This window comes from Micromonospora sp. BQ32 (genome assembly GCF_059358895.1).
On record NZ_JCADBI010000001.1, the window covers coordinates 412,496 to 424,847 of the forward strand.

The 12,352-nt window shown below is 72.6% G+C and carries 11 protein-coding genes; 6 read left to right on the plus strand and 5 right to left on the minus strand.

Annotation, left to right across the window (positions count from 1 at the left end; translation table 11 throughout):
- Positions 1-60 precede the first annotated feature (60 nt).
- The 3 genes from AC5L30_RS01730 to AC5L30_RS01740 are packed head-to-tail and all read left to right on the plus strand — an operon-like array spanning position 61 to position 2,688.
- On the plus strand, positions 61-537 hold the full coding sequence (locus AC5L30_RS01730) for a cupredoxin domain-containing protein (protein ID WP_494864776.1): 477 nt from the start codon (positions 61-63) through the stop codon (positions 535-537).
- Between the two features lie 5 nt (positions 538-542).
- Positions 543-1,883 (plus strand): hypothetical protein, encoded by a 1,341-nt coding sequence (locus AC5L30_RS01735; protein WP_494864777.1) that lies wholly within the window; start codon positions 543-545, stop codon positions 1,881-1,883.
- 37 nt (positions 1,884-1,920) lie between these two features.
- Positions 1,921-2,688 carry a nucleotidyltransferase domain-containing protein gene (locus AC5L30_RS01740; RefSeq protein WP_494864779.1) on the plus strand — a complete coding sequence of 256 codons (768 nt, stop codon included), beginning with the start codon at positions 1,921-1,923 and terminating at the stop codon, positions 2,686-2,688.
- 27 nt (positions 2,689-2,715) lie between these two features.
- Here the strand turns inward: AC5L30_RS01740 and AC5L30_RS01745 are convergent, their stop codons facing one another.
- A complete protein-coding gene (locus AC5L30_RS01745) occupies positions 2,716-3,252 on the minus strand; it encodes a GNAT family N-acetyltransferase (protein WP_494864781.1) in 537 nt (178 codons plus the stop codon).
- 9 nt (positions 3,253-3,261) lie between these two features.
- Entirely contained in the window at positions 3,262-4,479 is a 1,218-nt protein-coding gene (locus AC5L30_RS01750) for a helix-turn-helix domain-containing protein (protein WP_494864783.1), read from the minus strand.
- Between the two features lie 221 nt (positions 4,480-4,700).
- Between AC5L30_RS01750 and AC5L30_RS01755 the strand changes: the two genes are divergently transcribed.
- Positions 4,701-4,988, plus strand: coding sequence for a hypothetical protein (locus AC5L30_RS01755; RefSeq protein WP_494864785.1), 288 nt, complete (start codon positions 4,701-4,703; stop codon positions 4,986-4,988).
- 312 nt (positions 4,989-5,300) lie between these two features.
- Here AC5L30_RS01755 and AC5L30_RS01760 read toward each other — a convergent pair whose 3' ends face one another.
- From AC5L30_RS01760 to AC5L30_RS01770, 3 genes are all read right to left on the minus strand, one after another.
- Positions 5,301-6,695: a dihydrolipoyl dehydrogenase family protein gene (locus AC5L30_RS01760; protein WP_494864787.1), complete on the minus strand. Its 1,395-nt coding sequence runs from the start codon at positions 6,693-6,695 to the stop codon at positions 5,301-5,303.
- A 259-nt stretch (positions 6,696-6,954) separates the two neighbouring features.
- The gene (locus tag AC5L30_RS01765) at positions 6,955-8,667 is read right to left on the minus strand and encodes a coiled-coil domain-containing protein (protein ID WP_494864789.1); all 1,713 of its coding nucleotides are present in this window, start codon (positions 8,665-8,667) and stop codon (positions 6,955-6,957) included.
- A gap of 236 nt (positions 8,668-8,903) precedes the next feature.
- Positions 8,904-10,478, minus strand: coding sequence for an FAD-dependent oxidoreductase (locus AC5L30_RS01770; protein WP_494864791.1), 1,575 nt, complete (start codon positions 10,476-10,478; stop codon positions 8,904-8,906).
- A 76-nt stretch (positions 10,479-10,554) separates the two neighbouring features.
- On the opposite strand from AC5L30_RS01770, the gene AC5L30_RS01775 reads away from it, so the two are divergent.
- Both AC5L30_RS01775 and AC5L30_RS01780 read left to right on the plus strand, forming a co-directional pair.
- A complete protein-coding gene (locus AC5L30_RS01775; RefSeq protein WP_112589922.1) occupies positions 10,555-11,151 on the plus strand; it encodes a helix-turn-helix domain-containing protein in 597 nt (198 codons plus the stop codon).
- Between the two features lie 216 nt (positions 11,152-11,367).
- Positions 11,368-12,351: a zinc-dependent alcohol dehydrogenase gene (locus tag AC5L30_RS01780; protein ID WP_494864793.1), complete on the plus strand. Its 984-nt coding sequence runs from the start codon at positions 11,368-11,370 to the stop codon at positions 12,349-12,351.
- Position 12,352 lies beyond the last annotated feature (1 nt).

The window sequence follows — 12,352 nt, forward strand, 5'->3', positions numbered from 1 at the left end:
GTTCTCCTCCCCGACGATCAACCCGACACCCGCCCCCCTCGCGTCGTTCGGAGTCCGCCCGTGTTCGTCCGTACCCCCGCCGCCCGCACCTCCGCCGCCCTCGCCGCCGCCGCTCTCGCCGCCCTGCTTCTCGCCGGTTGCGGGCAGGACGAGGACCCCTCCGTGGCCACCCCCTCGACGGCGCCCACGTCCGCCGCCCTGCCAAGCGCCACCACCACCGCGCCGACCCCGACGGCCACCAGCACACCCAGCGCCTCCGCCAGCACCGCGGCGGTGGACCAACAGATCACCGTGACGATCACGAAGAAGCGGGTCGATCCGCCGACCGGACGGGTCACCGTCAGTAAGGGCCAGCTGGTCCGAGTCACGGTCACCTCCGACGTGGCAGACGAGTTGCACGTGCACGGCTACGACCTGGGCGCTCGACTGCCGGCCGGCACGCCCGGCTCGGTGGAGTTCCGGGCCGACAAGACCGGGCTGTTCGAGGTGGAGACGCACGAGTCCGAGCTGGTGCTCTTCCAGCTCGTCGTCCGCTGAGCGGCATGACGGCCGCTCCCACGCTGCTGGCACACGGCGTCGGTGGTCGTCAGGACCTGCCGATCACCCTGCCGCAGCTCGTCGTCGCCGCCGCGCTGACCCTCGTCGTCACGTTCGTGGCGCTGGGTCTGCTCTGGCGCGAACCCCGGCTCGACCGGGACGCCACCGGCGGTCGCCCGGTGCCGCGCTGGCTCGCCCAACTCGTCGACGCGCCCGCGTTCCGGTGGGCGCTGCGCGGGTTCGGCCTGCTCGCCGCCGCCTGGTTCTGCCTCGGTCTGCTGGGTGGGCCGGACACCGCGGACAACCCGACCGCCGGCGCGCTCTACGTGCTGCTCTGGGTCGGGCTGGCCCCACTGTCGCTACTGCTCGGCCCGATCTGGCGGGCGGTCAACCCGCTGCGCACGGTGCACCTGATCGCGGCGCTGGCAGCGCGACGCGACCCCAACCGTGGGCTCCGTGAGCTGCCCGACGGCGTCGGCTGGTGGCCGGCCGCCGCCACCCTGTTCGGGTTCGTCTGGCTGGAACTGGTCGCCCCCGACCGGGCCACCCTGCCGGTCATCACCGCCTGGCTGGCCGGGTACGCGGTGGTCCTGCTGGTCGGCGCGGTGGTGTTCGGCGCCGGCTGGTTCGACCACGCCGACCCGTTCGAGGCGTACAGCACCCTGATCGGTCAGCTCGCCCCGCTCGGCCGGGCCGCGGACGGCGTGCTGGTGTGGCGCAACCCGCTCGACGGGATCGCCGGCCTGCGACCCCGCCCCGGGCTGGTCGCCGTGGTGATCGTGCTGCTCGGCTCGACCATGTACGACAGTCTCTCCAACGCGCCGGCCTGGTTGCGCTTCAGCCAGGAGAACGGCCTAGACCCGGCCGCCACCGGCAGCGCCGGTTTGAGTCTCGTCATCGCCGCCGTCGCGGTGGCGTACCTCGCCGCCACTGGCGCCGCCGCGCGCATCGGTCGCGCCGACGCGGCCGACGCCCGTGCGGTGCCGGGCGAAATAGCCCACTCCATCGTGCCGATCGCGGTGGGGTACGTGGTGGCGCACTACTACTCGCTGCTGATCCTGGAGGGCCAGCGCACCGTCGCGTTGCTCTCCGACCCCCGGGGCACCGGCGCCAACTGGCTCGGCACCGCCGACTGGGAGCCGCACACCGGGCTGGTCACACCCTCCGGGGTGGCGACCCTCCAGGTCACCGTCATCATCCTCGGGCACCTGCTCGGCACGCTGCTCGCCCACGACCGCGCCCTGTACCTGTTCCCGCGGGCCCGAGCGGTGGCCGGCCAACTACCCCTGCTGGCACTGATGGTCGCGTACACCGTCGCCGGTCTGCTGCTGCTCTACGCGGGGTAGTCGCGCCTGGCTCCGACCCCGTGCGCCATGATGGCCCGTGGACTCCGATCTTCAGCGCTACCTCGATGACCTCGTCAGCACAGCCCGGGACGTGCTCGGCACCGACCTGGTCGGCGCGTACGCGGCCGGCTCGGTGGGGCTCGGGGCGTACCAGCCCGGCCGCAGCGACGTGGACGTGGCGCTGCTCAGCGCCGGGCCGCTCACCGAGGCCGCCAAGCGGACGTTGGTCGCCCGGCTGCGACACGAGGCGCTGCCCTGCCCCGCACGCGGACTGGAACTGGTCGTCTACGACCGGGCGGTGGCCGCCTCCGGCACCCCCGAGCCCGGCTTCGAGGTCGAACTGAACACCGGGGCCGACATGCCGTTCCGGCGTACCCTCGACCCCGCCGACCGCCCGGTAGCCGACGGCCGATTCTGGTACGGCCTCGATCGCAGCATCCTGCACCAGAGTGGACTCCCACTGCTCGGGCCGCCAGCGGGGGATGCCTTCGCCGACCTCGCCCCGGCCGACCTGCGCCGGCTGCTCATCGAGGCGCTCTCCTGGTGGCTGGCCCTGCCCACACCGCCGGCCGACCAACCCGCGCCCGGCACCGAGGACGCCGTACTCGGCGCCTGCCGGTCGCTGGTGCGCCACCGCGACGGCGTCTGGCTGGCGAAGGTGGCGGCCGGTGAGCGGCTGATCGACGCCGGCGACCGCGCCGAGGTGATCCGTCAGGCGGTCGCCGCGCGGCACGGCGGGCCGCCGCCCACCGGGGCGCAGGCCCGCGCCTTCCAACAACGGGTACGCGACGAGATCGCCGGATAGCGGTCGCCTGGGCGGGCCCTGCGGCGCTCAGCGGACCGGCTTCGGACCAAGGTCGAGGAGGAGGAGGTCCATGGGCGGACCCCAGGGCAGGACTGATGCGCCGACCTGCCGCCACCCGTTGCGCGCGTACACTTTCCGTGCCCGGGAGCGTGGGTCCGAGGCGAGAGTCGCGTACCGCTCCGACCGGTCGGCGAGCAGGCGGCGCATCAGCTCCGCGCCGACGCCCTCGCCGCGGCGGTGAGGGTGGACGATCCACTCCATCACGGCCAGTTTCGCCGCCGCACGGATCTCGGCGGGCGGGTCGGCGTCGGCCCGGGACCACCAGTCGCCGGCCGACATGGTCCACCCGTAGGCGGCACCTACCAGCGACGAGTCCACGGCGACGGTGACGAGAGTGAAACCGGGTCGGTCGGCCTCCCCGGCAAGGCGGTCGCGGAAACGGACCACCTGGTCGGGGCCTTCCTCGTACGGCGGCTCGGCGTACACGCACTCGTACAAGTCGACAAGCGGTCCGAAGAAGCGGGCCGCGTCCCGGCCGTGGCTGGTGGTGTAGATCAAGCCCATGCCCGGATGCTAGACGCGTACCCGATCTACCAAATCGCCGTAAACCGGCCGGTGTCGCTCGGCGTCGGGAACTGCGGCGGCAACCTGCCGGGCTACTGCCCGTACGAGTTCGTTGTGCTGTTCGGCGGGTAGCTGGTCGAGCAGGTCCGCGGCGAGGCGTAACCCGTCGGGGATGTACCCGGTGCGGCACAATGCCGCCGCCCGGTGCAGCTGCACCTGCGTTCGTAGCCGCTGCTGCGACGGCGGGTACAGCTCCAGGGCGCGCTGCTGTGCGGCCTCGGCGGCGTGCTCGTCACCGGCGTGGGCATACACCCACGACTCGGTGTGCCGTAGCCGGTGCTCTGGCCATCCCCACAGCGACTCCACGTCGGCGGTCACCGTGGCGGGCAGCTCCTCCACCCGGTCGGCGAGGGCGCGCACGCAGGCCACCGCCTCGGCGTGTCGGCCGCCAAGCGATAGTGCCTGCGCCCGGCCCGCGAGCAGCCCGCACGTCGCCGCCGAAGGCGTACCGTCGGTCAGCGGCAGCACCTGGTCGGCCAGCGCTATCACCGTGGTCGGTGCCCGACCGTCGTAGCAGCCGTTCACCACGTCCCACGCCCGGGTGAGCACCCGCGTGTTTGCGTCACCGGATTCGTCGGCGATGCGCTTCGCGCTGGCCCGCCACCTGCCGGCCAGCACGGTCTGCCCGCACGCGTTCAGGCTGAGCGCCACGATGACCGACAGGCGGCCAGCGGCGCGTAGCAGCAATGGACGATGGTGCTCGTCGTCGGCGGCGATCTGGTGCTGCAACACGGCCAGGTCCCGCCCGAGTTGGGCCATGAGTTGGTCGTGCGGTTGGCGGTAGTAGCCACGTCCGTAGTCCGCGACTATTTCGGTCCACTCATCGAAGTCGATATCGACGGCGGCGCCGAGCCCATGCCGCAGGGCCTCCCATCCCACCAGCCGATCCACTGCGGGCACCGCAGCGAGCGCGCCCATTGCCTGGAGTATCGACCGTCTGCGCACGTCCTTGTCGCCTGCCTGCTTGCTTCCGTACGCCGTCTCCAACGCACCGCCAGCCGACAACGCGCGGTCGTAGGCGGCCACCACCGCTGGGTTGGTGGGGCGGTCGCCCCGTTCGATCTGCCCGAGGTAGCCGAAGTCGTACGCCGTCAGCTCGGCGAACTTCCGCAGCGACCAGCCGGCGGCTTTGCGGTGCAGTCTGAGTGTGTTCCCGAAACCGTCCATCTCACCCCCGGCCTGTGGGCTCTCGTGTGGGCCCACTGCTCACGGCTGTCACACTCCGCAGCGTAGCGGCCACGCTACCCATGTCGGTCGATCTCGGGCGGCGTGAATAGGCGCGGCGGATCGCTGCCGGACGGCGTGGTCTGTCGTAGCCGCTGGTTGTGGTGGCCGACCGGAATATCGCTCTTGTCGGCCATCACGCACAAGCCTTGGGGGTGGCCGTCATGAACTGGATCGGGAGAGCGTCGGCCGTGGATGTCGACGTGGAGGTCCCCGCCGGAACCAAGCTGCTCCTCCTGGCCGGGGAGTGGCTGTGCGAGCCCACCGTGCCCGCCCGACGGGACGAGGTGGTGATCGTCGTGGCCATCTGTCAGGGGGCGACCAGCGGCTGGGTGTGGGTGAGAGGGCACGTGTGCCGCCGGCAGGACCCTCCGGACTGCGGCACCGGGTCCTGCTTCGAGCACCAGGTGCTCGCCTCGGCGATCCGCCTGAACCTGGCCGGCCAGCGGTGAGCGCGGATCAGCCCCTGGAGGTTGACACGGAGCGGCACGGACTCACGGCCCACCCGGTGCACGACGGCGAGAGCCACACCCCGCTGCGCCCGGTGGCGTTGCCGGGTGGACGGCCAGCAGTGGCCCTGCCACGACGCATAGCTGCTGCTCAGGGCGGAGTTCGATGACAACCCGTCGGGATTGACCATCTACCTGGCAGGCATGTTCTATGAGGCCACCCAGGATCTTCACTACCTCAACCCCTACGACGGACCCAGCCCGCGCGAGTTGTACGACCGCTTCGTGGCCTGGGGTCGGCGGGCCTCGCGGCGCTCAGCGGACCGGGCGGGACTCCAGCGAGGCGAAGAGCAGGTTGAGACCTTCGGTCATGGTCGGGTGCGTGATGACCGCGTCCCGCAGTGCGGTCCACGGCATCCCGGCGAGCATGGCCAGCTGCACCGAGGTGATCACCTCACCGGCCTCGGCGCCGAGCAACGACGCACCGAGGATCCGGTCGGTGCTGGTGTCGATGACCGCCTTCCACATGCCCTGGGTCTGGCGCAGGGTGCGTGCCCGGGGAATGGCGGCGACCGGCAGGTGGGCGACCTGGATGTCGTACCCGGCGCGGCGCGCCTCCGTCTCGGTCAGCCCGACTCGCGCCAGTTCCGGGGTGGTGAAGACGGTGTACGGGATGAGCCGGTCGGCGGTGCTGCGCCGGCCTCCGGCGAGGTTCGCCCGGATGATCCGGTAGTCGTCCAGCGAGACGTGGGTGAACTGTGGGCTGCCGGCGACGTCCCCGGCCGCCCAGGTGCGCTCGGCGCTGGTGCGCAGGTGATCGTCGACCTCCACGAAGCCCCGCTCGCTGAGCCGCACGCCGGCCACGTCCAGGCCGAGCCCGTCGGTGACCGGTTCCCGGCCGGCCGCCACCAGCACGTCGTCCCCGACCACCACGCTGCCGTCGTCCAGCGTCACCCGCAGCGAACCGTCGGGCTCCCGGTCGACCCGCGCGACCGCGACACCCACCCGTACGTCGATGCCGTCATCGAGGAAGACGCGCATCACCGCGTCGCTGATGTCGGGATCCTCGCGGGTGAGCAGCCGTGGACCACCCTCGACCAGGGTCACCGCGCTGCCGAACAGCGCGAACATCTGCGCGAACTCCACCCCGACGGTGCCGCCGCCGAGCACCACCAGCCGGGCCGGCAGCCGGTCCAGGTGCAGCAACTCGTCGCTGGTGAGCACCCCGGCCTCGGCCATCCCGGGCACCGACGGCAGATGGGGGCGGGTGCCCGTGTTGATCACCACGTCGCTGCCGCGCAGCAGTCGCTCGCCGCCGTCGGCGAGGGCCACCCGTACGGTTCGTGGGCCGACGAACCGGGCCTCGCCGATCACCAGGTGCAGACCGGAGTCGAGGAACTGCTGCCGGTTGGCGGCGACCATTCCCTCGACCACGTCCTGCTTGTGCGCGCGCAACAGGTCGATGTCGACCCGGCCGCCCTGCACCGTCAGGCCGAGCGCCGACGCGTCCCGCAGTTGGCGGGCGGCTCGCGCGCTGGTCACCAGCGCCTTCGTCGGGATGCACGCGACGTTGATGCAGCTGCCGCCGATCATGCCGCGCTCCACCATGGCGACTCGCTGACCGGATCGGGCGACGTCCATGCTCAACGTCTTGCCGGCCTTGCCGCCACCGACGACGAGCAGGTCGAACTCCTCCGGTTGGTCGGTCACCGGGCGCTCCTCTCGGTCACCGGTCAGGCCGGCGGCCACCGCTGGTGCGCGGCGGCCAGCCCAGCCTGCCAGCTCAACCGGGTACGGCGACCCGGTTCCGCGCAGAATCCGCCCCGGCCACCACCCGTCCCTTGATCAGGTGATGAGAAGTAGGTCTGCGGACTTTCTACGACCTACTTCTCCTCGCCTGATCACCGCCGGACGGTCGGCCCGGGCCCGTGCGGATCCGCGCCGGGCCCGGGTGCAACCGCGGCTGAGGTCAGTGTCGGGCGGCGCCGTTCTCGCTGACCGGCTGCCCGAAGGCCAGGAACGGTACGGGCGTCGGTGCGTCCGTGCCGATGTGCCGAGGGAAGGTCCGCTCGGCGTCGTCGGCGCCAACCTCCCGGGCCGCCGTACGGTCGGACGTCGTCGACTCGTCCGCCACCGCCGGTGCGTCGGCGTGCTCGTCGTTCGCCCGCTCCGCCGCGGCACTGTCGCCATTGGCCTGTTCCACCGGGGTCAGGTCGGCGTAGCCGTTCTCGACCGGGCTCCGGTCGGCGGGTGCGGCGTTGAGCGGGGCGCGGTCGGAAGTGGCGCGGTTGGCGTCCGCATCGTCCACGGCGGGACGCTCCGCGGAGAGCCGGTCGACACCGACGCGGTCGACGGTGAGCCGCTCGACGCCTACCCGCTCGGGAGCGGGCCGGTCGGCGCTGGGGCGGGAACCCACCATCGGGTATTCGGCGGTCTCCGTACCGCCGGCTGCCGCGGCCATGACCGCGGCGGCGGCGAGGTCGGCCACTCGCTTCGCCTCCCGCTGTACGCGGGCGCGGACCTCCTTGGCGTGCCGCTCGGCGGAGTCCCCAGCCCGGCGGGCCTCGTCCAGCCGGGCGCTTTCGGCGGTCAGGTCCCGGCGGACCTCGTTGAGCCGCTGCTGCATCCGGGACAGCTCGTTCTCCAGCGTCTCGCCCTCCTGGCGGATCTCGGCGAGCTGTTGGCGGCCGGTGTCCAGCTCGGCGTGCAGCTCGGTGGCCTCCTGCCGGCGCTCCTCGAGCTCCTTCTGCAAGGCGGCCAGCTGCTGCTGATGGCTGGCGGCCTGCTCGTCGGCGCGGTTGCGCAGCTCGGTCACGTGCTGCTGCGCCTCGGCCAGCAGCGCGGCGATCTGCTGCTCGGTGGCGCTGCGCTCCTCGGCCAGCTCCTGCTCTGCGGCAGCCTGCTGTTCGGCGATGTCCTGCTCGGCGGCGGTACGCCGTTCGTTGACCTCTCGCTCCACGTTGGCCTGCCACTGGGCCATCTCCTGCTGGTGCTTGGAGCGGGCCGACTGGAGTTCCTGCTGGATCTGGGTACGAGCCGACTTCATCAGCGCGTCGGCGGCGACCCGGGTCTGGTTGAGCTGCTGCGCGCTCTGCTCGGTGATCCGCTTGGCCTCGTGCTGAGCGCGCTCGTGCGCGGCCTCACCGTCGGCCCGCAACTGCTCGGCGTGCTCGCGGATCGCGCTCAACTCGGCCTCGGCGAGGGCGCGCCGTTCCTCGTGCGCCTGCTCCTGCTCGGCCCGCCGGGCGGCCAACTCCTCGGCCAGGTCCTGACGCGCCTGCGCGGCACGCTCACGGGTGTCGGCGAGGATCCGCTCGGACTCGCTGCGCAGCTCGTTCGCCCGGTCGGTGGCCGACTCGGTGATGATGCCAGCCTGCTTTTCGGCGAGTGCCATGATCTCGCCGACCATCGGGCCGAGATCGTGGAACGAGGCGCGGTCCACCTGCACGGGTTGCTCCTGAAGTTCAGCCAGTTCGGCACGCAGCCGCTGCACCTCGGCGGTCAGTTCACGGACGCGGACGGCGGAGCGGCCGTGCTCCCCGCTGAGCATGGCGATCTGACCGTCGAGCTGCTCCAGGTGCCGGTCCACCTGGCGTTTGTCGTATCCGCGCAGGGCGAGCTCGAAGCTCGGCCGGGAGGCCGCATCGTCGCGTGCTGCGTGCGGCTCAGCGCCGATGGACATGCACCATCCTCCGTACGATCGGGGCGTCAGGGTCGGCGGTCGCCTGCCCCACGGGCCGTCAGTGTGGCGCAACGCTACCGCCGAGCGGACCTCATGCGAAGTCCTGCCCCACCACCTCTCACGTTGCCGCCCCGCGTTCCCCCGTTCCCGCGCCGATCGTGGACTCGTGCTTCAGCACAACTCCATGATCGACGCAGGTCAACGTGGGGGACGCGGGGCAACGTGGAACGCGGGGGTCAGCGCCGGCGGGCGACCAGGACCGCGTCGTGGAAGGTGCTGTCCTCACCGTTCGGGTTGGTGGCCTGGCGGGAGCGTTCCTCCGCCGTCAGCACCTCCCAGTGGGCAGGTTCCAGCTCGGCGGCCACGTCCTGCGCGGTGTACATCGCGTCCGGCATGTGCATCCGGTGCGCCGACCTCCACAGATCCGACGGGTGGTGCCCGACGATCAGCAGGACGCCGCCGGGTGCCACCGCCGCGGCCAGCCGGCCGAACAACTCCCGCCGCTCCGCCTGTGGCAGGTGCATGAACTGCGCGGACACCAGGTCGTACGCCTCCTCGGTGGGCGGCTTGTCCCGCAGGTCGGCGTGGGTGAACTCGATCCGGTCGCCCACGCCGGCGGCCTCGGCGTGCGCGGCGGCCCGGCTCAACGCCGTGGTGGAGATGTCCACCGCCGTCACCTGCCAGCCGCGCTCGGCCAACCACACCGCGTCGGCGCCCTCGCCGCTGCCCACGTCCAGCGCGCGCCCCGGGGCCAGGTCGGCGACCTCGGCGACCAGCTGCGGGTTCGGCCGGCCACTCCACACCGAGGGCCGGGACTGGTAGCGCTCCTCCCACGCCGGCTCCTCGAACGTCGTGGCCACCAACTGCCGGTACGCGGCCACCGCGTCGCGGGTTTCCTCGGCGATGAGATCAGCGTTGATCGCCGCCGCCGCGGTCAGGCCGGCCCCGGCGGACGTGATCACCTGGCCGCGGATGTCGGCCACGTTGCCCGCCACCCAGACACCAGGGACGGTCGTCGCACCGGTGGCGTCGGTCGGGATCTGGGCGCCGATGACGTGCTCACCCATCATCACCTCCTCCGGAGCCAGACCCAGCCCCACCAGCACGTCGGCGCGGGGCGTCAGCCGCGTCGCCACCACGATCGCGTCGAGCGCCACCACCCGGCCGTCGGCGAGCCGTACGCCGGTCAGCGCGTCGTCGGTCACCTCCACCGCGGCGACCGAACCGGGCACCACCGCGATGCTCCGGGCGGCGAGCCGCTCGGCGGTCTCCGCGTCCGGCGCCGGGGCGTCGTGCAGCAGGAGCAGCACGCTGGGGCTCCACTGTCGCCACATCTCGGCCTGGTGCACGCTCAGCGGGCTGGTCGCCAGGACGCCGATCCGGCGGTCCCGAACCTCCCAGCCGTGGCAGTACGGGCAGTGCAGCACGTCGCGGCCCCACCGCTGCGCCAGGCCGGGCACGTCGGGCAGCTCGTCGGTCAGACCGGTGGTCACCAGCAACCGCCGGGCCCGCACCGACTCCCCGCCGTCGAGGCTCAGCCGGAACCCGTCGTCGTCGCGGGTCGCGGCCTGCACCCGCCCGGTGCGGAACTGCCCGCCGTATTCGGCCACCTCGGCCCGCCCGATCGCGAGCAACTCGCCCGGCGGCGTCCCCTCCCGGCCGAGGTAGTTGTGAATCCGGTCGGCCGGCGCGTTGCGCGGCTCACCGGAGTCGATCACCAGCACCGACCGTCGGGCCCGGCTCAGCGCCAAAGCTCCGCTGAGCCCTGCGGCGCCGCCGCCCACCACCACCACGTCGTATGTCTCGTCCACCGGAATCCCCCTCGTGCTCTGTCGGCTGCGCCCACCATCCGTCGCCGCCGGCAAGGTGGCAACTATCCTTGCCGTTATGGCAAACGAGGACAGCGCCGCGCTGGCGGCCGTCGGCCCCCGGCTGCGTGCCCTGCGTCACCAACGCGGGACCACGCTGACCCAGCTCGCCGACCTGACCGGCATCTCGGTGAGCACCCTGTCCCGGCTGGAGTCCGGTAGCCGTCGGCCCACCCTGGAGCTGCTGCTCCCGCTGGCGAGGGCCTACCAGGTGGCGCTGGACGAGCTGGTCGACGCCCCCGCCACCGGCGACCCCCGGGTACGCCCCAAACCGATCGTCATCCACGGCGTGACGTACCTGCCGCTGACCCGCCGACCGGGCGGTGTCCAGGCGTTCAAGCAGATCTTCCCGCCGGACCCGTCCGCCGGGGGCCGAATCCCGCAGGCCCACGAGGGGTACGAGTGGCTCTACGTGCTCTCCGGCCGGCTACGCCTGCTGCTCGGCGACCGTGACCTGACGCTGACCCCGGGCGAGGTGGCCGAGTTCGACACCCGCATTCCGCACCTCTTCTTCAACCCCGGCCCCGGCACCGCCGAAGCCCTCAGTCTCTTCGGGCCGCAGGGGGAGCGGCTGCACGTCCGGGCCCGCCCGGCCACGCCCGACAAGCAGCAGTGATCAACTCGGCTTCCATGACGTCGGGCCGTCCCGCCACCGGGACACCCCGAGTTCGCTGACCTCGTAGCCGCAGGTGCCGCGAGGGTCGACAGCGGTCCTGCCGGGCGGGCTTCGAACTGTGCGCGCCGTACCTCCGTGTTTATGATCGACAACCCCGACCGGGGGACCCCGACATGGCCGATCGGTTGGCCCGGAGCAGAGGTGAGGTGCGCGACGGTGATCCGCGAGGCGTACGCCTGCTGGGTGCGTGAACCCGGCGCGGCCGAGATCCGGCCGGTGGCGCTGACCGCCCCGGGCCCCGACGAGGTGCTGGTCCGGGCCAGTTACTCCGGGGTCAGCCGGGGCACCGAGACGCTGGTCTTCGCCGGCCGGGTGCCCACCGACCAGTACGCCGCGATGCGCGCGCCGTTTCAGGAGGGCGACTTCCCCGGCCCGGTGAAGTACGGCTACCTCAGCGTCGGTGTGGTCGAGCAGGGCCCGCCGGAGCTGCTCGGGCGCACGGTGTTCTGCTTGCACCCGCACCAGAGCGCGTACGTCGTGCCGGCGAGTGCCGTGGTGCCGGTGCCCGAGGGGGTGCCGGCCGCCCGAGCGGTGCTGGCCGGCACGGTGGAGACCGCCGTCAACGCGTTGTGGGACGCGGCGCCGCTGGTCGGTGACCGGGTCACCGTGATCGGCGCGGGCATGGTGGGCTGCTGCGTCGCGGCGCTGCTCGCCCGGTTCCCCGGCGTTCAGGTCGAGCTGGTCGACACCGACGCGCGGCGGGCCGGCGTGGCCGGGGCGCTCGGCGTCGACTTCGCCAACCCGGCCGACGCCCGCGGTGACCGGGACCTGGTCGTGCACGCCAGCGCCACCGCCGCCGGCCTGCAACAGTCGCTGGACCTGCTCGCGCCGGAGGGCACCGTCATCGAGCTGAGTTGGTACGGCGACCGCCCGGTGCAGGTGTCGCTCGGCGGCGCGTTCCACTCCGGTCGACTCACCCTGCGCAGCAGTCAGGTCGGCATGGTGGCGCCCGCCCGACGGGGACGGCGCAGTTACGCCGATCGGCTGGCGCTCGCCCTGGACCTGCTCGACGACCCGGCCTTCGACGCCCTGATCACCGGCGCGTCCCGCTTCACGGAGCTGCCCGACGTGCTCGCCAGACTGAGCTCGGGTGACCTGCCCGCCCTCTGCCACCTCATCACCTACGACGACGGGGAGTGAC

What these genes read in the sequence shown, in the direction of transcription:
- AC5L30_RS01735 (WP_494864777.1), top strand. Translation starts at nt 543, where the DNA reads ATGACGGCCGCTCCCACGCTGCTGGCACACGGCGTCGGTGGTCGTCAG.
- AC5L30_RS01745 (WP_494864781.1), bottom strand. Translation starts at nt 3,252, where the DNA reads ATGGGCTTGATCTACACCACCAGCCACGGCCGGGACGCGGCCCGCTTC.
- AC5L30_RS01750 (WP_494864783.1), bottom strand. Translation starts at nt 4,479, where the DNA reads ATGGACGGTTTCGGGAACACACTCAGACTGCACCGCAAAGCCGCCGGC.
- AC5L30_RS01755 (WP_494864785.1), top strand. Translation starts at nt 4,701, where the DNA reads ATGAACTGGATCGGGAGAGCGTCGGCCGTGGATGTCGACGTGGAGGTC.
- AC5L30_RS01765 (WP_494864789.1), bottom strand. Translation starts at nt 8,667, where the DNA reads ATGTCCATCGGCGCTGAGCCGCACGCAGCACGCGACGATGCGGCCTCC.
- AC5L30_RS01775 (WP_112589922.1), top strand. Translation starts at nt 10,555, where the DNA reads ATGGCAAACGAGGACAGCGCCGCGCTGGCGGCCGTCGGCCCCCGGCTG.